Genomic DNA, 24,323 nt, shown 5'->3' with positions numbered 1-24,323 from the left:
ATAGGTGCGATCCGTTAATCCGTCGTAGTGTCAAAGCTGCTAAGAGGGGCGTCATCATCATTTTGCAACAGAATACTGACACGCTGTTCCGCATCACTTAGCTTTGCTTGACCAGCACGTGCGAGTGAAATGCCTCGCTCAAATTTCTTCAGTGCATCATCTAGCGCTAAATCACCATTTTCGAGGTTTTCGACAATCTTATCGAGTTCTTCGATGGTCGCCTCAAAAGTCATGTTTTCTGGTTTTTTGCTCGCCATAGCTGTTCTACCTAGATAAAGATGGACGAAAGTTACCTTAGCGGATAATGATGGTCAAATTTAACCGAGTAAATTTGTCAGAAAAATCGAGATAAAGCGGTCTGGAATAGGACATAACCAACAGGTAACGCTAAAGTCTAGTAATGTGTCTTGTGCCAAACATCTATATTTATGTGAATGTGGTATCAATAAAATACTAAAGATCTGAAGATGTTGCCGATATAATTTGAGAGAAGCTTATAGATAGCATGAGGAGTGCTTTGTGGATTTAGCGACGCTGCTAGGACTGATTGGCGGAATGGCTTTCGTTATCATGGCGATGATACTTGGCGGAAGCATCATGATGTTTGTCGACGTAACGTCGATACTTATCGTGGTTGGCGGCTCGACGTTCGTGGTGCTGATGAAGTTCACAATGGGGCAATTTTTTGGTGCCGCCAAAATCGCCGGCAAAGCCTTTATGTTCAAGTCTGATGAGCCGGAAGATTTAATCGCCAAAGTGGTTGAAATGGCGGATGCCGCGCGTAAAGGCGGTTTCCTCGCCCTAGAGGAGATGGAAATCTCCAACAGTTTTATGCAAAAAGGCATTGATTTGCTGGTGGACGGTCACGACGCAGACGTAGTACGTGCCGCGCTGCAAAAAGATATCGCCTTGACCGACGAGCGCCATGAGTTTGGTGGTGCGGTTTTTCGCGCCTTTGGTGACGTAGCCCCAGCGATGGGGATGATAGGTACCCTAGTGGGTCTTGTTGCCATGCTTTCTAACATGGACGATCCTAAAGCCATCGGTCCGGCCATGGCGGTAGCACTTTTGACCACCTTATATGGTGCCATTCTATCAAACATGGTGTTTTTCCCGATTGCGGACAAACTATCGCTGCGCCGTGAGCAAGAAAAACTGAATCGTCGTCTGATTATGGACGGTGTACTGGCGATTCAAGATGGCCAGAACCCTCGCGTTATCGACAGCTATCTGAAGAACTACCTCAATGAAGGTAAACGCGCCCTCGATGTAGATAACGAGTAAGGAAGCGAGATGGAAGAAGAGAACGATTGCAAATGTCCACCACCAGGGCTGCCCTTGTGGATGGGGACGTTTGCTGACTTGATGTCTCTACTGATGTGTTTCTTCGTGTTGCTGCTGTCGTTTTCTGAGATGGACGTGCTTAAGTTTAAGCAGATTGCCGGCTCGATGAAGTTTGCCTTCGGTGTGCAAAATCGATTGGAAGTCAAAGATATCCCCAAAGGGACCAGTATCATCGCCCAAGAGTTCAGACCTGGGCGCCCTGAGCCAACTCCGATCGATGTGATCATGCAGCAAACCATAGATATCACCCAGCAAACGCTTGAGTTTCATGAAGGTGAATCAGACCGTGCTGGGGGGACTCAGCGCGACCAAGGTAAGTTGACCGGCGGTCAATCACCAGAAACGTCAACCCAAAACAACCAAAACTCCGAATCCGACAATCAGCAGCAACAGGCCGCACAAATGTCTGAAGAGCTTGAAACTGTGATGGAGAGTATTAAAAAGGCGTTGGAGCGAGAGATCGAACAAGGTGCGGTTGAGGTCGAGAATCTTGGCCAGCAAATTGACATTCGGATTCGCGAAAAAGGCGCTTTCCCAGAAGGCTCGGCATTCTTACAACCTAAGTTCCGTCCCTTGGTTCGTCAAATCGCAGACTTGGTTAAAGACATTCCTGGCATCGTGCGTGTATCGGGCCATACGGATAACCAACGACTAGACTCACAGCTCTATCGCTCCAATTGGGATCTATCCGCCCAACGTGCGGTCTCGGTGGCACAAGAGATGGAGAAGGTACGCGGCTTTAATCATGAGCGTCTTCGTGTACGTGGTATGGCCGATACCGAACCACTCGGCCCGAATGACACCGAAGCGCAGCGCTCGCGTAACCGTCGAGTCGAGATAAGCATTATGCAAGGTGAGCCACTACTGAGCGACGAAGTGCCGGTGTTGCCATCGCCTTAACCTCAGTGAAAACGACCCACAAAAAAGACGAGCTTAAACGCTCGTCTTTTTTATGGTCATTGCTTCATGTATAATCTTGCGCCCTTAGAGGCAGCTTAACTTCAGCGCAAGCTGCTAAGCTCAATAATGTAGTGACATCTGCCAAACTGTAACTTGTGAAGTGAATTATGAAATTTATCGTCAAGCCCCATCCAGAAATTTTTGTAAAAAGTGAGTCTGTGCGTAAGCGCTTCACAAAGATTCTTGAATGTAATATCCGCAACATCATTAAGAGTCGTGCAGAGTCTGTCGCTGTATTTAACCGTCGCGATCATATTGAGGTCACCTCTGAGTCCGATCAATATCGCGAAGCCGTGCTTGAGGTGCTGACGCACACTCCAGGTATACACCACGTACTGGAAGTGCAGCAATCTCAGTTCACTGACTTGCACGACATCTTTGAGCAAGTTCTTGAGCTTAACCGAGCTCGTCTTGAGGGTAAGACCTTTGTTGTGCGCGCTAAGCGCCGCGGAAAGCACGACTTTACCTCGATTGAGCTCGAGCGTTACGTCGGTGGTGGTATCAATCAAGCGATTGAGAGTGCTCGTGTTAAACTGCGCAACCCAGATGAAACCGTCGCGCTAGAGGTGGTTAACGAAACGCTGAACCTAGTGATCGCTCGCCATAAAGGCCTTGGTGGTTTTCCTCTGGGAACTCAAGAAGATGTGCTTAGCCTTATTTCTGGCGGGTTTGACTCAGGCGTTTCCAGCTACCTGCACATTAAACGCGGCTCAAAAGTGCATTACTGTTTCTTTAACCTAGGTGGCCCTGCTCATGAGATCGGAGTTAAGCAGGTGTCTTACTATTTATGGAACAAGTACGGCTCGTCAGCCAAAGTTCGCTTCATTTCGGTCGACTTTGAACCTGTAGTGGCTGAGATCTTAGAGAAGATCGATGATGGGCAAATGGGCGTTGTGCTCAAGCGTATGTTTATGCGCGCAGCGGGTATGATTGCCGAGAAATTTGGTATTCAAGCGTTGGTGACGGGTGAGGCATTAGGCCAGGTCTCTAGCCAGACGCTGACCAATTTGCGTCACATTGACGGTGTGACTGACACACTTATCCTGCGTCCGCTGATTAACTGGGACAAAGAAGACATCATTAACTTAGCGCGTGATATTGGTACCGAAGACTTTGCTAAGACCATGCCTGAGTACTGCGGTGTCATTTCGAAAAAGCCGACCGTGAAGGCGGTGAAGGCCAAACTTGAAGCAGAAGAAGAGAAGTTCGATTTCTCCGTTCTTGAGCAAGTGGTTTACGATGCGCGTTTAATGGATATTCGTGACATTGCCAAAGAGACCGAACAGGCTGCCCCTGAAGTCGAACAGGTGCAAGCGGTTGAAGAGCATGCGGTGGTCCTCGATATTCGCAGTGCCGAAGAAGAAGATGAAAACCCACTTGAGATAGAAGGCGTGGAAGTGAAGCACATTCCTTTCTTCAAGCTTGGGACTCAGTTCGGCGACCTAGATCAGTCAAAAACTTATCTACTCTATTGTGACCGTGGTGTGATGAGCCGCCTGCAGGCGCTGTATCTGCAAGAACAAGGCTTTAATAATGTTAAGGTTTATCGCCCTTAACTTAGGATAATTTATCCACTTTGGTATAAAGCGCAAATCGTTGGTTCGGTTTGCGCTTTTTTATTGCACTAGATTCTGCTGAACGCGGAACATAAAAAAACACCGCCTATTAAGGCGGTGCTAAAAAATTTGACAGACAGGTCAAAATAAATACAGGAAGTATATGTTTCGTTTCTTCATGAAACAAAACTGGTAGAAACCTACCGAACTCGAAATACGAGTTTGCAAACACAACATCGCAAAGAGTGGTCAATTGATTCCAACGGAATCAAGCCGTTCTGACTTCTCTTTGCGGGGTGAAATATAGAATTTCTCTGGTCCTCAAGCAACGGACATTTTATAATGTTTCAGATAAAAAAAACTAATCCAATGTATAGAGGGCGACTATGTCCAGAAGATTGCCTCCGTTGAACTCTTTAAAAGTGTTCGAAGCCGCGGCGCGTCATTTGAGCTTTACTCGTGCAGCTGAGGAGTTATTTGTCACTCAAGCTGCTGTTAGCCATCAGATCAAAGCACTCGAAGAATTTCTCGGTTTGAAGCTGTTTAGGCGCCGAAATCGTTCTTTATTACTGACCGAGGAGGGGCAAAGCTACTTTCTCGATATCAAAGATATTTTCTCTTCACTAGCAGAAGCCACTGACAAAGTTCTAGAACGTAGTGAAAAAGGCGCGTTAACCATCAGTTTGCCGCCTAGTTTTGCTATCCAGTGGTTAGTGCCACGTTTGGCCGACTTTAATCAGCAAGAGCCTGATATTGATGTGCGAATTAAAGCCGTTGATATGGATGAAGGTTCGTTGACCGATGATGTCGATGTGGCTATTTACTATGGTCGCGGAAACTGGCCAGGGCTAAGAGCCGATAAACTCTACCAAGAATTTTTAATTCCACTTTGTTCACCCTCGTTACTTTTAGGTAACAAACCATTAGAAACTCTAAGTGACCTCAAGCAGCACACTTTGCTGCATGACACCTCGCGCAAAGATTGGAAGCAGTTTGCCAAACAAAATGGCATCGACGGCCTCAACGTGAATCACGGCCCTATTTTTAGCCACTCCACCATGGTGTTACAAGCCGCCGCCCACGGACAAGGCGTAGCATTAGGTAATAACGTTCTTGCCCAGCCAGAGCTGGAAGCAGGGCGATTGATTGCGCCATTTGATGAAGTGTTGCTATCGAAAAATGCGTTCTACGTGGTGTGTCATGAAAAGCAAGCGGATATGGGGCGTATTGCCACTTTCCGTGATTGGATGTTAGCCAAAGCGCAAAGTGAGCAAGAGGAGTTACTCGATGAGTGATTACTTAATTGATGGTCAGCCTGATCAACCGGTATTTGTCTTTGCGCATGGCGCCGGAGCGGGGATGGATCATGCGTTTATGCAGGCGGTCGCGTCTGGGCTGGCGAACAAGGGGATTCAAGTCGTGCGCTTTAATTTCCCTTACATGGTGAAACGCAGCGAAGATGGCAAAAAGCGACCACCAGATCGCGCGCCGAAACTACTCGAAGCTTACACTGAGGTGATTGAGCACTTCGCTCAGCGCGGTCCGATTGTGATCGGTGGTAAGTCAATGGGCGGACGGATGGCGAGCTTGCTTGCCGACCACCCAAGTGTGGCGGGCGTGGCGTGTTTGGGCTTCCCTTTCCACCCGCCGGGTAAGCCTGAAAACTACAAAGGCGACCATTTAGCTCGGTTGACCAAACCTTGCCTTATTCTCCAGGGCGAGCGAGATACATTCGGCAAGCGTGAGGAGTTCACCGAGTTTGAGCTCTCGCAGCAGGTCACTACGTCGTTTTTACCTGACGGCGACCACAGCTTCAAACCACGTAAAGCTTCGGGGCACACCGAGGCGGAGAATATTGAACGAGCCGTCGAGCAGTTAGCCGCGTTCATTGATGAGGTTTACCATGGTGCAAAGTAAAACCCTGTTAGCCATGGGCGGGGTTTTCGCCGCTACTGGCGTTGCGCTCGGTGCTTTTGCCGCTCACGGACTAAAGAAAGTCTTGTCGCCTTACTTCATTGAGGTATTTAACACCGCGGTTTTGTATCAAATGCTGCATGCTATTGCGTTGGTCTTGTGTGGCATAGTGCTGCTAATAAAACTGCCGGCTAAGGCGGAAAAATATTTCGCCCTCGCGGCAATTTGCTTTATCATCGGCATCCTTTGTTTTAGCGGCAGCCTCTACGCACTTGCGTTAACCGGAATTAAGTGGTTTGGACCCATCACGCCATTGGGCGGTGTGAGTTTTATGGCGGGTTGGGGGCTGTTTGTCTATGCAGCATTGCAAGTTAAAGAGGTGAAACAGTGAAACAGTTAATGCTCTACTGCCGTAGCGGATTTGAAAAAGAGTGTGCAGGAGAAATTCAAGATCGCGCCACTCAACTCGAAGTGTTTGGTTTCCCTCGTCTCAAAAAGAACAGTGGCTTCGTCATTTTCGAATGTTACCAAGACGGTGATGCTGAAAAGCTGGTCAAGGATCTTGACTTCAAATCGCTGATATTTGCTCGCCAGATGTTTGCTGTTGCAACCGAAATCGAGGAACTGCCACGCGAAGACCGAATCTCGCCGATTTTGCAGCAGTTGTCGCAAGTAGAGGCGATGCCGCGCTGTGGTGATTTGCGTATTGAAACGCCAGACACCAACGAAGCTAAAGAGTTGCTCAAGTTCTGTCGCAAGTTCACTGTGCCTATGCGTCAAGCCCTGCGTGGCAAAGGCATTTTGTTTGCCAAAGAGAGCCCGAAAAAACCGGTGCTGCATATCTGTTTTGTTGCGCCTGGTCACTGCTTTATAGGTTACTCGCTCACCAGTAATAACTCACAGTTCTTCATGGGTATCCCACGCCTGAAGTTCCCTGCCGATGCGCCGAGCCGATCGACGCTAAAGCTCGAAGAAGCCTTTCATGTGTTCATTCCACGTGAAGAGTGGGACCAACGTTTGGCTCCGGGAATGTGGGGCGTTGACCTAGGGGCGTGTCCTGGTGGTTGGACGTACCAATTGGTGAAACGTTCGATGTTTGTTCACTCGGTGGACAATGGACTGATGGCCGACAGCTTGATGGAGACGGGCCAGGTAAAGCATCATCAAGAAGATGGCTTTAAGTTTGAGCCTGCGCGCAAAAACGTCACTTGGTTGGTGTGCGATATGATTGAAAAGCCTTCTCGCGTTGCTCAGTTAATGGGCGAGTGGATTATCAGTGGCTGGGCCAAAGAGGCGATTTTTAACCTTAAGCTGCCGATGAAAGGTCGCTACGATGAAGTGTTAGAAGATATTGAAAACCTCAAAATTTTCCTTCGTGAGCACGATGTAAAGTTTAAGCTGCAAGCGAAGCATCTTTATCATGACCGCGAAGAGATAACGGTACATATTCAGTGCTTATCGAACATCTCACCGAGATAACAATCGAGACCGGACTTCGTCCTGCGAGAGTTCAGAACGGACTGCGTCCTTGGAGATGCTAGTGCGCTTCGCTCCGAGATCGGACTTCGAGAGGAGTTTGTGATGAGCGAGTCGAAAGTTGCTGGCAGTATTGGCTAATATTTAAGTTTAATTGTTTGAATTTAAAAGAAAAGGATTGACGCCCTGTGTCAATCCTTTAAGAATTTCTCGCTTCTCGCTTCTCGCTTCTCGCTTCTCGCTTCTCGCTTCTCGCTTCTCGCTTCTCGCTTCTCGCTTCTCGCTTCTCGCTTCTCGCTTCTCGCTTCTCGCTTCTCGCTCTACTCATTCGCCCCGGTAAAGCGGATATCTTGCAGGTTAAATCCGAGCTCGATATCGGTTTTGAGCGCCGCAATTTGCTTGCAACGTCTTGCTGAGTCGATATGCTCGTCCAACTTGGTTCGATATTTGGTCGGCAAATTGTCACTGGAGTAAGCCTGTTCAATATCCTCAAACTGATTGAGGATCTCCTTGGCCGCTTTTGGCCCTATACCGGGAACCCCGGGCACTTGGCTCGAACTGACTCCGGTTAACCCCCAATAGTCTGCTAGCTGGCTCGGTTTTACCCCAAACTCCTTGTCAATAAAAGGCTCATCTAACCAACGGTGCTGAAAGTAGTCGCGGATCTGCAAAGTGGGCGACAACAGTTGGCAATAGCCTTTGTCGGTAGAAACTATGGTGACCTTTTGGTTGTGGCTAGCGACTTTCATAGCCAGAGTGGCCACTAAATCATCCGCTTCATCGCCATCTGAAAGCAGGGAGTCGATGCCCATCTTCCACCACGCATCTTGAATTGCATCGAGCCCATTTAACAAAGGCTCTGGCATTGGCTTACGGTTTTGTTTGTATTCGGGCAAGATCTCAGCCCGCCAGCCTCTCTCCTGCAAGTGGTGATCAAACACCGCGATAATATGGGTCGGCTGCGCTTCATTAATGATGCGATTTAGAGTGCGTGAAGTGGTAGCGATGGTACGGTCTATATCGGTTGGATCAGGCTGCGCGGAGTGGACTCGGCGAATCAAATTTAACGCGTCAATAATGACCAAGTGAATAGACATAACAAGCAAAAAAATAAGGGCATCAAGCCCTTATTGTATCGAATGAACAGCGTTTTATCACTAGGTTTTGATTTGATAACAAGGCTCGTAAGCGGTACCACCTGGTAACTTCATACGATCTTGAGCAACAAAGTCTTTGAGTAACTTGTCCATTTTCGCCATTAAGCTGCGATCACCATCGAGTTGGTATGGACCGTGTTTTTCGATCTCGCAAATTCCTTCCGACTTCACATTACCAGCGACGATACCTGAAAAGGCTCGGCGCAGTGCAGCGGCCAGTGCTTCTGGTGGCTGATCTAAATGCAAGTCTAAGCTAGCCATATTCTCGTGCGTTGGTTCAAACGGCATTTGGAACTCAGGCTCAATATTGAGCGACCAGCTAAAGCTGTAGGCATCGCCATTTTCTTTGCGATGTTGACGAATATCGACCATGCCTTGCTTCATGATTTGCGCCACTTTCGCTGGGTCATCAATGACGATTTGGTAATGCTGCTGGGCTTGTTCACCCAAGGTGTCTGCGATAAATCGGTCAATCGAGCGGAAGTACTCTTCACTCTCTTTCGGACCGGTCAAAACGATTTTAAGCGGCTGATCTCTGTTTTCTGGGTGCATCATGATGCCGAGAATATACAACAGCTCTTCGGCCGTCCCAGCGCCGCCAGGGAAAATAACAATGCCATGAGCCATGCGCACGAAGGCCTCCAAACGTTTTTCGATGTCGGGCATGATGACCAGCTCGTTGACGATTGGGTTAGGCGGCTCAGCGGCAATAATGGATGGCTCTGTTAAGCCAAGGTAACGTTGGTCATAGTAGCGCTGCTTGGCATGACCGATGGCCGCGCCTTTCATTGGCCCTTCCATCGCACCCGGTCCACAGCCAGTACAGATGTTCATTTCGCGCAGACCCAGTTCATTGCCAACTTCTCGAGTGTACTGATACTCAGTGGCATTGATAGAGTGTCCGCCCCAGCAGACCACGAGGTTAGGTTCTATTCCTGGGGTGAGGGCACCCGCATTGCGTAAAATGCCGAATACTAGGTTAGTGATATGGGCAGGGTTAGTTAAATTTAAGCGCTGGTTGTCAGCGAGATGCATGTTGACGTACACGATGTCACGCAGTACCGAGAACAGGTGCTCTTGAATCCCTTTGATGATTTCGCCATCGACAAAAGCGTGTTCGGGGGCATTGATCAATTCAAGCTTAATTCCGCGCTCGCGGCGCATGACATTGACGTCGAAGTCTTGATATTTATCGAGTAGCTCTTTGGAGTTATCGGTATGTGCGCCTGAGTTGAGCACGGCGAGGGTACAATTTCGGTAAAGCTGATACAAGTCGCTGGTAGCGGTTTTCTTAAGACGCTCAACTTCAAGTTGAGAGAGTAAGTCCATACTACCAGCCGGACTGATATGAGTGATCATAAAGACCTCCTAGGCGATGTGCATAAGCTTGGCTCACCGCTGTGATTATTATCGTTATACGTCGCTCTTGGCTGTTTAGCTTTGAGTTAACATAACTCAAGTTTAGCAGTTGTTACGAGATAATAAAGGTAACTGATTGATATATATAGATCAATAAGCAAGATTGAGTGATAACAAGGGGAGGTGTGAGAGCTTAGCGCCAAACCAGTTGGCTGCTACCGAGCGCTTTGGCTTCGTTTAGGCACAGATTGAGGCGTTCAAGGATCTCTTCTGGTGTGTCGGAGTCTTTAAATGCGGTACTGGCAGCGGATAAAGTGATGCTCAGATGGCGGTCGCGGAACTTAAATGGCAATTGGGCCACTTGCTTCTGGATAGTCTGAATCACATTGAACGCGTCGTTGTCACTGATTTCTGGAAGCAGCAGAATAAATTCTTCACCAGAGAAGCGGGCGACGGTATCGGTTTCTTGCAGCTGTTTCTTGATCGTGCGAGCAATAATTTTAAGCGCCTTATCTCCGGCAGTATAGCCAAAGCTATCGTTAATGGATTTAAAACCATCAATATCAAGAATCACCACTCGAAGCGTGTGTTGGGCACGAATCCAACGCCTGTACTCGAGTTCGAGACGGTCGCCAAATGCGGCGCGATTGTACACTTTAGTCAGTGGGTCGAGCAGCATTCGCTGGGCTTGATCTTCCAAGCGGCGTCGATAGTCTTGCGTCACTTCATACAGGGCTTCGAGCTGGTTTTTGCCGTAGCTCATGCGATCGAGCAAAGCTTGTTCACGCTGTTCGGCATGCTTTAGCCGCTCGGAAAGAGAACTGATCTGACTGAGAAGAGGATTGACTTGCTGTTTCAGTTCATCGAGTGATTTGGCGTTCGAAACTTTATTTTGTGTGCTATCAAGTAGCTCAACCAACTCACCATTCATCTCTTGTCGATGTTCAAAATAGCTTTGTGATTGCTGGACGTTTTGCGCTGAACTCTTAAGCGATGACGAAAGGCTGGCATTGACTTGCTCAAGGAACTGCTCTGAGGTTTTACGCTCATAGTTGGTCCCCTCGATAACCAGTTTGAGTGTTTGTAAAGTCAGTTCGAGTAGCACATGGCTATTGACGCCAATCAGCAGTTTGGCACGAATATCAGCCAGCAACTCACCCGATTCGCCTTCGAAGTCGAGTTCAGTAATTAAGTGTTGCAGTTCATCGGACAGTCTCAGTAGCAGTTCTCGGTCAGAGCTATTGGCGATTTGATTGATGGTGTGTTCGGGGTTGGAGGTGATAATTTTAACAGAACGTTCATAAAGGCTGAGAAGGCGCATCGCTTGTTCGGCTTTAGGATGCTTTAAGCCATTAGAATAGCTCAGCAAATCACGCAGATCGCGTTTGATTTTTGCTGGCAATCCCGTCAGCCGCAATAAGGTTTCGCCGCTGTGCTTGATTTGAGAATCGAGATGTTCTGTTTGTTTATCCATAGCCAAGCCTTGTTGTTTAAGCAAACGCTCCAATACCGCAAGTTTTGGTATGAGAGTACTGACGTCTTGTTGCTGCTCGATAGCTTGCTTTAGTTCTATTAACCCTGCGTTTAATCTTGGGTTTTCGCTTTTATAGGCGCTACTTAGCGACGCAATGATGCGCTGTAGGACCTTCTGTTCTCTTTTAAATTTGAACGAGGTATCCCGCTGTGTCAATCGAACTTGTTCCAATTGAGATTTCAGCTTGTGAAGCTGTGACTGAAGATCTTGCTCAAGAACGCCCATGAATAAACTTAAGGAGGAATCTACTGCTACTTAGTAATCTGTCGATAATATCAAATAAATCGAGGCCGTCACGAGTTTGTGAGTTCGATTGCCGAGCTTTTACTCATCTTTTAATAGTTTTTTGATGCTGTCCTCATTCTTGAAAGAAGAGTGAACTTTAATTAAGCCCTGATTAATCGAGTGTTTGCATGCTTTGCGGATATTTCCGGTTGCCAAACTAGCGGCCGGGGCGTTCTCAATCGCACGTAAATAGACCCATTGGCTCGAATGCTCTTTCATACTCAGTGTTCGAGCTGTACTGGTCGACATTAGGAGTACATCGATCAGTTCTTTGTCATTGACCGCGGTATAGGCGCGTGGCAAAAACGGATAATCGGCCATGCCAATGCGAATGATGCGATTAATACGTCGATCCGGTTCGAACTCCAAGATCCATTGTTGGATTTTTTCGAACAACTGCTCGGGCTGCGTGTTTTGCTCACTATTGGGTTCAATATAGAGCAAGTTGGCATCGGAGAAGTGGTAAATACGCGCAGGGTGTTGAACACGTTGTTTGAGAAAATCGCCGAACGCACGCTCAAGTTTAAGTCCCTCTTGATAACCATGTTGCAGATACATGTTACGCAAGAAGGGCACATCAATCATGACGAAACGTAGCCGATCGTTGAGTGGTTCGTGGATAAGCTCACCCACATGCCACTTTTCAAACTTGTGATTGCTCTCTTCCAATGAGGCTGGCAGCCGGGCATTTAGCATGCGTAAGTTCTTTAACCCTGAGCGAGAATGGGTATAGAGATCTTCATTGAGTGCATCCAGCTCTTCATTTTGCAGGCCGATGACGTGCCCTCGGCGCAGCAGGAACAAAAAAAGAATCGCACATAAAATGAACAGAGTCAGAGTGATATTCTGAAACTTACGATAGTCGGTTTGCGTCTGATCCAGTTCTTGTTTCTGGCTATTTAGATGTAGAGTCTGTTCGACAAACTCTTTTTGCTGACGAAACGCATCTTCACTGAGTAAGTCGGTTTGTTGCTGTTCAATGGCGGCCAACGAGTTGTAGTGCTTTAAGCTCTCTAAAGCTCGTTGGTATTGGTTGTCCATTTCATAGCCTAAATAGAGCAGTTGATAAGCGAACTTTTCTATATTGATGTCTTGCTGGTTTTGCGCGATCTCCAGCGCCCGTTCAGCCGCCGCAATGGCTTGTTTGGGGCGGCGCTGAAAACGGGCCAGTTCAGCTTCCAGTAATAGGGCGTGGGATTGCGAACGTGGAATGTCTGCGTATTGCAGCAGCTCTTGCGCGCGCTCTAGGTATTGTTCAGCCAGCGGGTAGTTGACCAGTTTAAGGTAGGTAGAAGCTAGTGCAATGTGCAGATCGATAATATTTTCGATGTTGTTGTGCAGCCGATCATGGTCCATGGCATTGAAGTAATGAACCAAGGCTAAATTGTACTTACCCTGTTGGTAGTAGATGTCGCCCATGCTTTTTAGAATCGGAGGAAGGGCGGGCGAACCTTGATAATTATCGTAGTAGTCCGCCGCTTGAGAGTAATGGTTGTTGGCTTTATCAAGAACCTTACGCTCAAAAAAGAGCTGACCTAACAAGCGGTTTACCTGAGCCAGTTGGTTGGCGGAGTCTTTTTCTATCGCTTTCCAATAGCTGATCAGAAGCTCTGACAGGGCGCGATTGTACTGTTTATTGGCCAGTAGATGCTGGCCTACTGTGGTGTGATAGTCGATAAATATCGCGGTCGATTCTGTGCTATCGACATACGCTTTGGCCTCTGCATATAACTGGTCGGCACGGCTGATATCGCCTTCGCGAGAGGCGATTTGCGCTTGAAACATCAAGATTCGATAGCCAAGGCCACGAACCAATTGTTGTGGATTGTCTATGGCAGCAAAGCGCTGTTCTAACTGGCTGAGTTTAGTTCGCGCTTTGCTGTGGTCTTGGTCTATCAGCCAGATCAGCTGCGTCTCTTCCAACACGACACTAATCAGCAGGTAAGGAAGATTGTAGCGTTCAGCGATACTGCGTGCGTCACGCAAGTGCTTAAGGGCTTGTGGTGTGTTGCCCAAGTTGTACTCGGCTTGAGCAAGAATACGCAAAGCGTCTATGGTGCTACCGGGAGTGCGAATACGGCTGTCTGCATCATCGCGCGACATCGCTGCCGGACTTTGCTCTGTATTGTCAGACAGGGTGCGCTGTTCTAAGTAGTCGTTGACTAACTGTTTCGCCTGATGGGGAACCACATCGACCAAATTGTTGGCTTCATTTAAACTTGCAGAGGCGTAGATGGTATTGGCCATCGACGGCAAAGCAAGCAATAATAGCCAAGCGCACAGCCATCGCTTCCAGCATACATTCACCATAGACCGCTTTCCTTATTGTCGTGCCATACGTTGATTATGGTTTGGCTGGTGGTTGATGTTCGAGCGGTAAGGGTTGATGTCTAGCCCGCCACGTCGGGTGTATCTGGCATATACAGTCAACGACTGAGGTTGGCAGAAATGCATCAGGTCAGTGAAAATGCGCTCCACGCACTGTTCGTGAAATTCATTATGCTCACGGAATGAGACCAAATAGCGCAGCAGGGCTTCACGATCTATTTGCTGGCCCGTGTATTGGATTTCGACGCTGCCCCAGTCCGGTTGGTTGGTGATTAAGCAGTTTGATTTCAATAAATGGCTGTGCAGACTTTCGCTCACCACCTCGCCTTTGGCCGCACCAGACAATAGATTGCGGTCAAAATCGTAGCTGGTGATCTCGATATCTTGATTGTCGATACACTCACCTTCCATCGAGACAATCACCGTATCTGTGTAATCCTCTACGCCACGAAGCGTAACATCAACACTCTCTCCAGCGCAGCGAGACAGATCTTTGATTAAAGTTTGCTCAACTTGGTCCCAGCTTGCAAAACGGGTTTGGTTGAAGCTGTTTAAGTAGAGCTTGAATGACTTCGATTCGATCAGGTTGGCGCTGGTGGCTGGGATAGAGACTTCGCCGACGGCCACTTGCGGCAGTCCTTTTTTATTCAGCCACGATAGCTCATACAGAGTCCAAATATCACAACCGTTAAAAGGCAGCGTCTCACCCAGCTCTAAGTCGTCTCGATTTAGGCTGCGTGGTACAGGTTGCAGTAAGCTCGGGTCGTATTGATTGGCGTATTCAGTCTTCTGTCCAAGGGTTAGGCCAGTTAGCTCTTTCGCATCAGAATATTTGCTCATACTTTTGTTCGTTTTCTATTAGAATGGCGAGAATTTTACGCAATCCTGCGGTCAAAAGCGAATATTGATGTTGGAGAATCTAATGGCTGATAATGCCTTACAAGCGTTGCGATCATTCAGTGAAAAATACCGTCAAGCCCATCTTGAAGCGTTAGGGCACTTACCAACCAGCACAGAGTTGGTCGACTTGGTCTCGCCATGTGTGGAGCGAAAAACTGCGCAACATGTTGAGTGGCAAGCGTGCCCGCGAGAGGTGTTTGCAGATTTTACCAATGTTGAAAACGGTATTGAGCTGACTTTGCACGACGACATCAAAACCTTTTACGGTGCCCAATACAGTGCGGATATGGAAGCCACTTGGCAAGGTAATCCGTTGACTCTTCTGCAAGTGTGGAGCGATGAAGATTTTGTCCGTTTACAAGAAAATATCTTAGGGCATCTAGTGACTCAGCGCCGTTTGAAGTTAAAGCCAACGGTGTTTATTGCCGCCACCGATACTGAGCTGGATGTCATTTCGATTTGTAACCTCACTGGCAACGTGATTCTAGAGCGTCTGGGTACCGATAAGCGCGACATTCTGGCTCAAGATCTGGCCGAGTTTTTAACACAAATTGAAGTTGTGGTTGAGTAATGCACGTCGTTGAATTGCAGTTTGAATGCTTTGACAACACCACTGTCTCGGCGGTAGACAAAGCGATTAATGGCTTGATGGATGCTTTACGGTATAACGGCCAAGTGCTCGGGCGTGAGTTCCCGATTGTGATGGGAGAAGGCGAGTTTTTTGTGCGGGTCGTGTGCCCTGAGCAAGACAGCTTGCATCCCAATTATCACTCCGATTTTGTCAAAGTATGTTTGAACCGTCTCTCTGATGCCAGTTTACTCGCGCCGAAAATGCGTCTGTTGGGCCGTGATTTGAACTCTGAGCAAGCAGCAGAAGAGGAGTCACCAAGCTGGCAAGTGCTTTATACCACCTATGTGCATACTTGTTCTCCACTGCGAAGTGGCGATACCCTGTTACCTATCCCCCTGTATCGCAATCAACCGACGTTAAACGGCGACCACAAGGCAGTGATCAAATGGCAAACTGAGTGGCAAGCGTGTGATGAAATCCAGATGGCGGGCGGATGTCGCGCCGAACATGCCGCGCTGCATGAAATATGTGATGCGGACAGTGTGCTGTTTAAGCGTGGTTGGGATTTGCGTGGCCGAATTGAGTATCTGACCAAGATTCCGACTTACTATTATCAGTACCGAGTGGGCGGTCAGAGCCTTGCGGATGAGAGAGCCCGAAAGTGCCCTAAGTGCGGTGGAGAGTGGCTACTCGATCAGCCACTACATGATATCTTTCACTTTAAATGCGACACCTGCCGACTGGTGTCCAACATTTCTTGGGATCACTTAAAGTGATCTGAGCCAGGCAAACGCAAAAGACCCGCTCAATGCAGGTCTTTATCTTTCTGGTTTTGTTCGTCTTTTTCACTGTTTTCAGTGGGAGGGGACTTTTTATCCATCTGACCAAATTTCATATTGGCCGTGTACTTAAGCGCGGCGATGTTACCGATGACAACGCTGAGTACAATAAAACTAATCACCCACGGGTTTGTCAGTAGTTCCATCACAGCCCTTATCGAGAGATATTGCTAATAAACTGATTGTAGATCTTTTCTAGCAGGACTGACACTGTTTGCTTGCCTAAAATAGGCAGAGTCGTCAGTTGTTGCTGGAGAATGTCGAGATTCAGTTGCTGCAAACAGCGCTCGGCCGTGATGCGATGGCTAATGTGCCAAGGCTCCACCGCGACACCGCCTAAATCTTCGGCGTAAGGACAGAAAAAGCCAAACTGACCAAGATTTGCCTTTAACCAGTCATAGAACTCGCGTTGATGGCCAGTGAGATATTCCCATGGTTCGAGTTTCAGTGAGGTATCGTGCGGTAGGCGGTCGCGGGCAAACACATCAAAGTCAGTACCCCAGTGATGGCGACTTGCGCCAGGGAGCGCAGACCAGCGCAATACGGCAAACACCAGCTGCTCTTCACTCAATGAGTGAATGTCTAACGGCTGGCTGTCATTATCGAGAACCGCGCTTTGTCCTGATAGTTTATTGTTCCAGATCCGCAGCTGACGCTCGAAATCACGAAAGCCACTGGCGATGTTTAAATCAAACCCCGCTTGGGCTGCTGCCTGCTTGAGCGCCAACAACTCTTGGCTCACTTGAGGGTGAACCAAGAAGCTTTTTTGTCCGACCATGGTCTCGATTAAGTGGTCGGTCCTTTGTCCGGTCAGTTGCTCGGGTGTCATGGTTAAACCAGCAGGTTTTCCAACGTCTGTTGGTACATTTGGGTGAGCTTTTCCAAGTCAGCAACACTGACACATTCGTTAACTTTGTGAATGGTGGCGTTGACTGGCCCCAGCTCAACGACTTGCCCTCCCATTCGAGCGATAAAACGACCGTCTGAGGTGCCACCCGTGGTGAGCAGGGCGGGCTTGGTTTGGTTGACTCTATCAACCGCGTCTACCACTGCATCTAACAGCGCGCCAGTGTCGGTTAAGAATGGGTCGCCGTTGAATGTCCACTTGAGCTGGTAATCTAAGTCGTGTTTGTCGAGCGTCTCTGTTACGCGTTGAACAATCACTTCGTTGTTTAACTCAGTACTAAAACGAAGATTGAACTGGACGTTAAACTCACCTGGGATCACATTGGACGCGCCGGTACCCGCATGAAGGTTAGGAATTTGGAAACTGGTCGGTGGAAAATAGTCGTTGCCTTGGTCCCATTCGGTGGTCGCCAACTCGTGAATGGCCAGCAGCGATTGGTGGACTGGGTTTTTCGCCAAGTGCGGATACGCCACATGACCTTGAATGCCCTTAACCGTAAGATCGCCGGTGATTGAGCCACGGCGACCGTTTTTTACCACGTCACCGACCACTTCGGTACTCGATGGCTCACCGACAATACACATGTCGATGTTCTCTCCGCGCGCCATCAAGGTTTCAACCACACGCACAGTCCCATTGATAAATGGGCCTTCCTCATCGGAGGTAATTAAGAAGCCAATAGAGCCTTTGTGATCAGGATGCGCCGCAATAAACTGCTCGACGGCCACCACCATACTGGCCAGTGAACCTTTCATGTCTGCGGCGCCGCGACCATACAACAGGCCATCTTTTATCGTTGGCTCGAATGGGGCTGTATGCCAATGATCTAGGTTGCCCGCAGGAACAACGTCAGTGTGGCCAGCAAACGCAAACAGCGGCGATTCTGTACCACGGCGGGCCCAGAAGTTAGTGGTATCTTCAAATACCATGACTTCCACTTCAAAGCCGAGCGCTTTAAGTCGGTCAATCATCACCTCTTGGCAACCGGCATCTTCAGGTGTCACTGATTGACGGCTGATTAAATCTTTTGCGAGAGCCAGAGTAGGGCTGTCTGTCATCCTTGAAATCCTTACTAAATATTATGAAAAAATGGTGGCGTATTGGTCGGCCTTAAAGCCGATGTGGTAGTCATCGCCGACAACCAAAATAGGGCGTTTTATCATGGCTGGTTGTTCCACCAACAGTGCAATGGCATTGGTTTCATTGAGCGCTTCTTTTTGCTCTGCGCTCAATTGACGATAGGTGGTGCCACGTTTGTTGAGTACATTCTCCCAACCAAGTTGCTGACAGAACTGCTTGACCAAGGCGGTGTCGATTCCTTGCTTGCGGTAATCGTGAAATTGGTATTCCACTCCCTCTGCTTCGAGCCACTTTTTGGCCTTTTTAATCGTGTCGCAGTTAGCAATGCCATACATGGTGATTGTCATAGTAAAACCTTTGGAAGTGACTTTTGTAATGTTGTTTGACGCATCCTAGCAGGAAGTGTACGGCGAGACAAAAGTGTGATGGATATATTTCAATGAGTAAAAAAAAGCCGCTTTGGTGGTGAGCGATCGTAGAGTTTTTGATCAAACGCAACACATGACAGTGCAAAACAGAAATAATGACTCTAGAAATTTATAGGAGGTATCAATGGAGTTGAGTCCTGTTTTTGCGAGGCGCTTGTATCTTGCCCTGCTAGTGGAAAACTTAGACAGGCCAAATGTGCCTAAACTCATCGAGCAAACAGGTTGGCCACGCCGCACTATTCAAGACGTGATTAAAGCCCTGCCCGGTATTGGCATTGAGCTAATGTTTGTTCAAGATGGACGCCGCCATAATGACGGTTATTATCAACTGTCAGATTGGGGACCGTTCGACAGCCAATGGGTCATAGAGAGGCAATCTGACATTGCCGCCAGTTTGGGCTTTCAGGCATAAAAATGGAATCCAAATTCAAAAAACCTAGCACCTGGTGGCTAGGTTTTTTTGTATCTTTAGTCTGCGTCGGTACAAGAATAGGCGCTGATGTGCAGCAAACACAGTGATTTATTGTTGGCTGACATAGGCGATAAATCCCAGCCAACTTATCATGAGTAATCCCCAGGCGATTTTGGCGCTATTCGACGACGTTGGAGTGACGGATTCTGACGATGTCGATGGGGGAGAGGGCTCTCCTACCGTTGACGGCGCTTGTTTGGCTTTCTGCGCTTTTTTCTTGGCTTTATCTGCTGCTCGAGCGCGCTCTTTTTGTTGCTTCTTATACAGTGCGATGCCTTTTTCAATCCCTTGAGCGATTAAGCGAGTTTGTTCTTTGGTTTGTCCTGGCTTTTGTGTTGCCTTGGCGATTTTAAGCGCCTCTTGTTGAGTCTCTAAGGAGGGAACGTTTTTATTCTTCATTGAGATAGGTCTGGCTGGATCAAAGATACGCTTATCGTAACACGTTATAGTAAAGTGGAAAGGGAGTGCATAAGGGATAGCAATGAAACGAGCGTTTATCGCAAGCGTGTTGGTTATGTTGCCGACGTACGTGTGGTTGCAAGGGGACAAACCGCCAGCGTTACAAACCGACGTGGCACCGACCCACCATGAGTGGATGAACTCAATCCAGCAGCAGCTAACTCAAGATCCGAATCAAGCCGAGTTATGGTTTCAACTCGGGCACGGGTATCTCAATCAACAAGATTTCTCTTCTGCGTTGACTTGCTTTGATTATGCGCTGCGCTTGAGTGACACACCAACCGCCAATCAGCTGGCAGCAAAAGCAACGTCGCTCTACTATCTAAGTAATCAAACCATGACAACTGAGGTTCAGCAACTGTTAAAACAGGCATTGGATAGAGACCCCTATAACTGGACAGCTCTGGCCTTGATCGCCGGTGATCATTTTATCAGTTTGCGGTATCAAGAGGCGATTGATGCTTGGACCTTGATGTTAGATAACGCTGGCCCCAGTCAGGATAGAGTCGGGGTAATTCAATCTCTAAATCAAGCTAAGTCGCTGGTTTCAAATGCCCAATAACAAACCGGCGCATTGAGCGCCGGTTTGGGTTTGTGGTGATTAGTAGTTTGACTCCCGTTGCTTCGCTTGCTCTTCCCAGTCTGGGACCACGGTTTTTAGGAACTCTGCTTTTTCGGCCTTCATTTGCTCCATGTCCATACCAAGCGCTTGCTGTGCGGCTGCTTTGGTTGAAATATCAGGTAGCTCAATTGGGTCAGTGATACCTTTTTTCGCCAATAGGCGCACGAGTTTTGTTCTCGCGTCGGCTGCTTTATCGACAGCGGTTCCTAGTACTTCAAGCGCGACTTCTGGTGCGTGCATATGAACACCGTGCGAAGCGATTGCGTAGTCCCAGCGCCATTGAGCGTGACGAATATCCTGTAAAATATCGCTCATCTCCTCTTGTGTAGCGCCTGCGTCCCAAGCGGCGCCAGCTTCAAAATGGGCTGCAACGATTTGTTTTTCCGCGGTCAGTTTCATGTTGAGCACCTGAGCCTTACGGGTTGAGACGACTTCTCTTAACTGGTCTTTGGACTGGGTATGACAGTTGGCACAGGTATCTTCAAAACGGTCGAAAGGATTGCCGACTTTGTGGTCTGTATATACGCTGCCGTCTTCCTTGGTGACTTTAGGCATGTGACAATCGACACAGACCACTTTGTTTTTTCCATGGATGCCATCACGCCACGTTTCGTACCCCGGGTGCTGGGCTTTGAGCATCGGGGCTTTAGAGACTTTGTGCGTCCAGTCTGCGAAGCCTAGCGCATCATAGTATTTCTCCATGTCATCGACAGTGGTCCCCATATCCCAAGGAAATTTGACCGACTTGTTTGGTCCAGTGAAGTAATACTCAACATGACACTGACCACAGACAGACGCTTGTTGATCAAGTCGAGATTGTTGGTCAAATGGCTTGTTAATCGCTTTAAAAGCTCGGTCTACATAGGGTTTGGCAAGTGCCAAGGCTGGCTCGCCATTTTTAAAGGCTTGGCTTCGAGTATCGTGACAGTCTGCACAGCCAATAGGATTCGCAATTTCAGCCCCTAGTCGCGCCCACTTGCCTTGAAAGTATCCATCTTCACCACGTTCATCGATCACGCGGCCTACATCCGGGCTTTTACAGCTCCAGCAAGCCATCGGCATTGGGCCTGAGTTTTCGTCTTGCGGTGCACCTGTACGCAACGTTTGACGAACATCGTCAAGCGCATAAAAGTGGCCGCGAGCCTTGTTGTAATCCTTGGCGAAACCATAGCCAGCCCACATGATGACCATGTTAGGGTCTTCCGCTAATGCGTCTTCGATGTGTTCACTTTCAGAGGTCGCCTTCCAAGAATGGTATTGATCGGGGTGCTGCTGCTGGTACGCGTCATTGCGTGGGTCGATCAGTGTATTTGGCTCAGTTGCAGCAAAGCTCAGTGCGCTGGCTAGGGCGCCTGCTACTATTGCTAACACTGCGGTGGACTTTGTTATCCAATGCAATTTGTTCACAGTGATATCTCCATATTCTGTTTTTATTAGCAGCGTTGTGAACTGGCTAGATTCCAAACTAAGAATTGGAGAAACTGAATCCAATTGTAGTAAATAGAAACAAATAGAGTAGCGTTGTGGTTAGCCTTTATTGTTCTAGATCAATTTTGAATAGTGATCGAGTTCATGTTGATTTATATATACCCCTTAAGGGGTAGGGTTGGGCTCTAAATTAAATAATGAAACTTATTATCATCAGAGGCTTAGCGGATTTTTATCGTTTTTATTTAGGGTGACAGAGGTCGAAAAATAATCACAATTCTCTACCTATATGGGACGAGGGGAGTACTATTTAATCGATAGCGTTGTGGCTTTTCCAAAATAAGAATTGATCTCGTTTGATCGGATTATACCGATCAATGGGTTTTAATTTTTCCCGTCAAAATCATTTATTGTTAAAACCAGTAAATTAGGGCGGGTACAAGGAAGGAATAATATGGGCAATATTAAGTTGGCCATAGTCATAATGCTAAAATCCCTTTTTGCGTTGTGCCTCTATGGTTATTCTCTTCATGCCGTTGCCGATACTTCAACATTGCAGTCTGAAGGCACATCAGCTCGCCATGAAGTTACGCTTTTCCGTGACAAGGACTACAAGTGTATCCAGTGTCATAAAGACGCCAAAAAAACATTGATGGGGTCTCATGGGGAAGAAGCACACAAGATACTCGGCCGTGAAGTCAACTGTACCGAATGTCACAACAACATAGGTCCGGATCACCGCGAAGGTGCGCCATTAGTGACTAAGTACTCAAGTGCACAGTCACAACCGGGTACTGAAAAACAGTTCCTCGATCCACAAGCCATTCTCAAAGCGAACAGTCAATGTACGGATTGCCATCAACCCAAGTATCTGCGAGATGATAGTTGGACCCACGATGTGCATGCCAAAAACCTAACCTGTTCGAACTGTCATGACGTTCACGCTAGTAAAACCAAGGTGTTAGGGCTTGAGCGTAAACAACGGATCAAGATGTGCGTCGACTGCCATTCAGATTTCAACCAGCAAAAAGAGGAGAAGTAGTATGAGTTGCTCGAGACGAAACTTCTTAACTGGTGCAGGGGCGGTCATTTTCACCACAGGAACCGCAGGTGTCTCGGTGTTTAACAGCCGAAAAACGCTCGCCAATGTCGAGGCAGATGGGACCAAGTTATATGGTATGGTCCACGACGAAACCGCCTGTATAGGATGTACTGCTTGTACTGATGCCTGTCGCGAAGTGAACAAGGTGCCGCAAGGGGTATCGCGCCTAGAGATCATTCGCAGTGAACCTCAAGGAGAGTTTCCCAATGTTGATTACCGTTTTACTCGCAAATCTTGCCAACATTGTGAAAACCCACCCTGTGTCTATGTCTGTCCAACAGGCGCGGCCTACAAAGATGAAAAAACAGGCATTGTTGACGTCCACAAAGAGAAATGTGTTGGTTGTGGCTACTGTTTAGCTGCTTGCCCATACCAAGTACGATTCTTCAACCCAGAAGACCATTCGGCCGACAAGTGTAATTTTTGTCGCGATACTAATTTGGCCGCTGGCAAGCAACCTGCTTGTGTCGAATCTTGTCCAACAAAAGCGCTGATTTTTGGCGATCTTAATGATCCAAACGGCGAGATAAACCAGGTTCTGCAAACGGAAGTGGTTTATCGCGACAAAGTGCATTTAGGTACTAAACCTAAATTGTACAAAGTGCCTCATCAAAAAGGGGAGATCTAATCATGACTGGTTTTGAAAACGCTTTTCAGTTTGACTCTTTGGTGTGGGACTGGATTATCGCTGTTTATCTATTTCTCGCCGGTATGTCCGCTGGAGCGGTGATGATTGCTTTGTATCTAAAGCGTAATGTCATTCAAGGCGATCCCGCAACTAATGGCATTATCAAAGCGATGGCTTGGCTTGCCCCGTTTGGCATTGTGTCTGGTTTAACGATCTTGATTTTCCATCTCACTAAACCACTAGAGTTTTGGAAAATCATGATTTATTACAACCCAAGTTCAGTCATGTCGATGGGGGTGATTTTATTCCAAGTGTATATGCTAGTGCTGTTTGTTTGGATTGGTGTGCTATTCCGTCACGCGATCATTCAGTTCTGTGAAGGGTTATTGCCGAACAAACTGTTGGATTTTGTAGATGGTTTGTTACTCAAATCGGGTAAGTTTACCAATGCGATTGAACTGTTCTTGGGTTTCCTAGCGATTGTGCTCGCTGCCTACACAGGGTTTCTACTTTCGGCATTGAAAACCTATCCAATGCTCAACAACCCAGTACTACCGATACTATTTTTATTCTCAAGCCTCTCTTCTGGCGCCGCCGCATGTTTAATGTTCGGTATTTTGCTGTTTAAAGAGTCCGCGTCTAGTCCGAGTGTGGCGTGGGTGCACAAGTTCGAGCGACCGGTAGTGATGTTTGAGTTGTTCGTGCTGGTGACCTTCTTCACTGGGTTGATTTTTAGCGGTGGTCAGAATGAAGCGGCTGCTTGGAACGCGATAGGTGGCGGATTTTGGTCTAACTGGTTTTGGTTTGGTGTTGTACTGATTGGCATGATATTACCGCTCACGTTGAACGCGGTGACTCCTCAACAGACGCGTCACAATAGTGGCTATATTCTAGTCGTAACCACGTTGAGCTTGGTCGGAGTGTTAATGCTGCGTACCTTCATTCTTTATGCTGGACAGATGACGGTCGTTTAA

The 24,323-nt window shown here is 47.8% G+C and carries 27 protein-coding genes; 14 read left to right on the top strand and 13 right to left on the bottom strand.

Features of this window, described 5'->3' with window-relative positions; translation table 11 throughout:
- Window positions 1-14 precede the first annotated feature (14 nt).
- Complete coding sequence (gene xseB / locus MTO69_RS09660) at window positions 15-257, bottom strand: exodeoxyribonuclease VII small subunit (RefSeq protein ID WP_248328731.1); 243 nt, start codon at window positions 255-257, stop codon at window positions 15-17.
- Window positions 258-519: 262 nt separating this feature from the next.
- On the opposite strand from xseB, the gene pomA reads away from it, so the two are divergent.
- The 7 genes from pomA (at window position 520) to rlmM (ending at window position 7,253) form a co-directional block, all read left to right on the top strand.
- Window positions 520-1,284 carry a flagellar motor protein PomA gene (gene pomA, locus MTO69_RS09655; RefSeq protein ID WP_248328729.1) on the top strand — a complete coding sequence of 255 codons (765 nt, stop codon included), beginning with the start codon at window positions 520-522 and terminating at the stop codon, window positions 1,282-1,284.
- A gap of 9 nt (window positions 1,285-1,293) precedes the next feature.
- Window positions 1,294-2,244, top strand: a complete 951-nt coding sequence (locus MTO69_RS09650; RefSeq protein ID WP_176287278.1) for a flagellar motor protein MotB — start codon at window positions 1,294-1,296, stop codon at window positions 2,242-2,244.
- Window positions 2,245-2,411: 167 nt separating this feature from the next.
- Window positions 2,412-3,860 carry a tRNA uracil 4-sulfurtransferase ThiI gene (gene thiI / locus MTO69_RS09645; RefSeq protein WP_248328727.1) on the top strand — a complete coding sequence of 483 codons (1,449 nt, stop codon included), beginning with the start codon at window positions 2,412-2,414 and terminating at the stop codon, window positions 3,858-3,860.
- A gap of 386 nt (window positions 3,861-4,246) precedes the next feature.
- Window positions 4,247-5,155 (top strand): transcriptional regulator GcvA, encoded by a 909-nt coding sequence (locus MTO69_RS09640; protein WP_248328725.1) that lies wholly within the window; start codon window positions 4,247-4,249, stop codon window positions 5,153-5,155.
- Complete coding sequence (locus tag MTO69_RS09635; RefSeq protein ID WP_248328723.1) at window positions 5,148-5,777, top strand: alpha/beta fold hydrolase; 630 nt, start codon at window positions 5,148-5,150, stop codon at window positions 5,775-5,777. Before MTO69_RS09640 ends, MTO69_RS09635 begins: the two co-directional genes overlap by 8 nt.
- Window positions 5,767-6,165 carry a DUF423 domain-containing protein gene (locus MTO69_RS09630; protein WP_248334453.1) on the top strand — a complete coding sequence of 133 codons (399 nt, stop codon included), beginning with the start codon at window positions 5,767-5,769 and terminating at the stop codon, window positions 6,163-6,165. Before MTO69_RS09635 ends, MTO69_RS09630 begins: the two co-directional genes overlap by 11 nt.
- Window positions 6,162-7,253 (top strand): 23S rRNA (cytidine(2498)-2'-O)-methyltransferase RlmM, encoded by a 1,092-nt coding sequence (gene rlmM / locus MTO69_RS09625; protein ID WP_248328721.1) that lies wholly within the window; start codon window positions 6,162-6,164, stop codon window positions 7,251-7,253. Before MTO69_RS09630 ends, rlmM begins: the two co-directional genes overlap by 4 nt.
- Window positions 7,254-7,449: 196 nt before the next feature.
- Here the strand turns inward: rlmM and MTO69_RS18875 are convergent, their stop codons facing one another.
- The 6 genes from MTO69_RS18875 to queF form a co-directional block, all read right to left on the bottom strand.
- A complete protein-coding gene (locus tag MTO69_RS18875; RefSeq protein ID WP_282567521.1) occupies window positions 7,450-7,578 on the bottom strand; it encodes a hypothetical protein in 129 nt (42 codons plus the stop codon).
- Window positions 7,571-8,347 (bottom strand): flap endonuclease Xni, encoded by a 777-nt coding sequence (gene xni, locus MTO69_RS09620; protein ID WP_248328719.1) that lies wholly within the window; start codon window positions 8,345-8,347, stop codon window positions 7,571-7,573. Before xni ends, MTO69_RS18875 begins: the two co-directional genes overlap by 8 nt.
- Window positions 8,348-8,407: 60 nt before the next feature.
- Window positions 8,408-9,766: a nucleotide 5'-monophosphate nucleosidase PpnN gene (gene ppnN / locus MTO69_RS09615; protein ID WP_248328717.1), complete on the bottom strand. Its 1,359-nt coding sequence runs from the start codon at window positions 9,764-9,766 to the stop codon at window positions 8,408-8,410.
- Between the two features lie 193 nt (window positions 9,767-9,959).
- Window positions 9,960-11,525: a GGDEF domain-containing protein gene (locus tag MTO69_RS09610; protein WP_248328715.1), complete on the bottom strand. Its 1,566-nt coding sequence runs from the start codon at window positions 11,523-11,525 to the stop codon at window positions 9,960-9,962.
- A 99-nt stretch (window positions 11,526-11,624) separates the two neighbouring features.
- Complete coding sequence (locus MTO69_RS09605; RefSeq protein WP_248328713.1) at window positions 11,625-13,895, bottom strand: tetratricopeptide repeat protein; 2,271 nt, start codon at window positions 13,893-13,895, stop codon at window positions 11,625-11,627.
- A 12-nt stretch (window positions 13,896-13,907) separates the two neighbouring features.
- Window positions 13,908-14,753 carry an NADPH-dependent 7-cyano-7-deazaguanine reductase QueF gene (gene queF, locus MTO69_RS09600; RefSeq protein ID WP_248328711.1) on the bottom strand — a complete coding sequence of 282 codons (846 nt, stop codon included), beginning with the start codon at window positions 14,751-14,753 and terminating at the stop codon, window positions 13,908-13,910.
- A gap of 82 nt (window positions 14,754-14,835) precedes the next feature.
- Here queF and syd point away from each other — a divergent pair, with 82 nt between their 5' ends.
- Window positions 14,836-15,384, top strand: a complete 549-nt coding sequence (gene syd, locus MTO69_RS09595) for a SecY-interacting protein (RefSeq protein WP_248328709.1) — start codon at window positions 14,836-14,838, stop codon at window positions 15,382-15,384.
- Window positions 15,384-16,160 (top strand): Zn-ribbon-containing protein, encoded by a 777-nt coding sequence (locus tag MTO69_RS09590; protein WP_248328707.1) that lies wholly within the window; start codon window positions 15,384-15,386, stop codon window positions 16,158-16,160. The genes syd and MTO69_RS09590 overlap by 1 nt, the downstream gene beginning before the upstream one ends.
- Before the next feature lie 29 nt (window positions 16,161-16,189).
- Here the strand turns inward: MTO69_RS09590 and MTO69_RS09585 are convergent, their stop codons facing one another.
- Genes MTO69_RS09585 through MTO69_RS09570 form a run of 4 tightly spaced genes read right to left on the bottom strand, consistent with a single transcriptional unit; the run spans window position 16,190 to window position 18,557 of the window.
- A complete protein-coding gene (locus tag MTO69_RS09585; RefSeq protein ID WP_248328705.1) occupies window positions 16,190-16,369 on the bottom strand; it encodes a DUF2897 family protein in 180 nt (59 codons plus the stop codon).
- 8 nt (window positions 16,370-16,377) lie between these two features.
- The gene (locus tag MTO69_RS09580) at window positions 16,378-17,052 is read right to left on the bottom strand and encodes a M15 family metallopeptidase (protein ID WP_248328703.1); all 675 of its coding nucleotides are present in this window, start codon (window positions 17,050-17,052) and stop codon (window positions 16,378-16,380) included.
- Between the two features lie 2 nt (window positions 17,053-17,054).
- Entirely contained in the window at window positions 17,055-18,188 is a 1,134-nt protein-coding gene (dapE, locus tag MTO69_RS09575; RefSeq protein WP_248328701.1) for a succinyl-diaminopimelate desuccinylase, read from the bottom strand.
- A 21-nt stretch (window positions 18,189-18,209) separates the two neighbouring features.
- On the bottom strand, window positions 18,210-18,557 hold the full coding sequence (locus tag MTO69_RS09570; RefSeq protein ID WP_248328699.1) for an ArsC family reductase: 348 nt from the start codon (window positions 18,555-18,557) through the stop codon (window positions 18,210-18,212).
- A gap of 205 nt (window positions 18,558-18,762) precedes the next feature.
- Here MTO69_RS09570 and MTO69_RS09565 point away from each other — a divergent pair, with 205 nt between their 5' ends.
- Window positions 18,763-19,050: a winged helix-turn-helix domain-containing protein gene (locus MTO69_RS09565; RefSeq protein ID WP_176287294.1), complete on the top strand. Its 288-nt coding sequence runs from the start codon at window positions 18,763-18,765 to the stop codon at window positions 19,048-19,050.
- A 108-nt stretch (window positions 19,051-19,158) separates the two neighbouring features.
- Here the strand turns inward: MTO69_RS09565 and MTO69_RS09560 are convergent, their stop codons facing one another.
- Window positions 19,159-19,509 (bottom strand): DUF2956 domain-containing protein, encoded by a 351-nt coding sequence (locus MTO69_RS09560; RefSeq protein ID WP_248328697.1) that lies wholly within the window; start codon window positions 19,507-19,509, stop codon window positions 19,159-19,161.
- Between the two features lie 82 nt (window positions 19,510-19,591).
- Here MTO69_RS09560 and MTO69_RS09555 point away from each other — a divergent pair, with 82 nt between their 5' ends.
- Window positions 19,592-20,131: a tetratricopeptide repeat protein gene (locus MTO69_RS09555; RefSeq protein ID WP_248328695.1), complete on the top strand. Its 540-nt coding sequence runs from the start codon at window positions 19,592-19,594 to the stop codon at window positions 20,129-20,131.
- Between the two features lie 39 nt (window positions 20,132-20,170).
- On the opposite strand, the gene nrfA is transcribed toward MTO69_RS09555, so the two are convergent.
- On the bottom strand, window positions 20,171-21,598 hold the full coding sequence (gene nrfA, locus MTO69_RS09550) for an ammonia-forming nitrite reductase cytochrome c552 subunit (protein WP_248328694.1): 1,428 nt from the start codon (window positions 21,596-21,598) through the stop codon (window positions 20,171-20,173).
- 475 nt (window positions 21,599-22,073) lie between these two features.
- Between nrfA and nrfB the strand changes: the two genes are divergently transcribed.
- The 3 genes from nrfB to nrfD are packed head-to-tail and all read left to right on the top strand — an operon-like array spanning window position 22,074 to window position 24,323.
- A complete protein-coding gene (nrfB, locus tag MTO69_RS09545) occupies window positions 22,074-22,661 on the top strand; it encodes a cytochrome c nitrite reductase pentaheme subunit (protein WP_248328692.1) in 588 nt (195 codons plus the stop codon).
- Between the two features lies 1 nt (window position 22,662).
- Complete coding sequence (gene nrfC / locus MTO69_RS09540; RefSeq protein ID WP_248328690.1) at window positions 22,663-23,349, top strand: cytochrome c nitrite reductase Fe-S protein; 687 nt, start codon at window positions 22,663-22,665, stop codon at window positions 23,347-23,349.
- A 2-nt stretch (window positions 23,350-23,351) separates the two neighbouring features.
- Entirely contained in the window at window positions 23,352-24,323 is a 972-nt protein-coding gene (gene nrfD, locus MTO69_RS09535) for a cytochrome c nitrite reductase subunit NrfD (RefSeq protein ID WP_248328688.1), read from the top strand.

Origin of the sequence: Vibrio sinaloensis, assembly GCF_023195835.1 — a bacterium.
Lineage (GTDB): Bacteria > Pseudomonadota > Gammaproteobacteria > Enterobacterales > Vibrionaceae > Vibrio > Vibrio sinaloensis_C.
The sequence above is the reverse complement of the archived record's forward strand: the minus strand, read 5'-3'. Positions and strand labels throughout refer to the sequence as shown.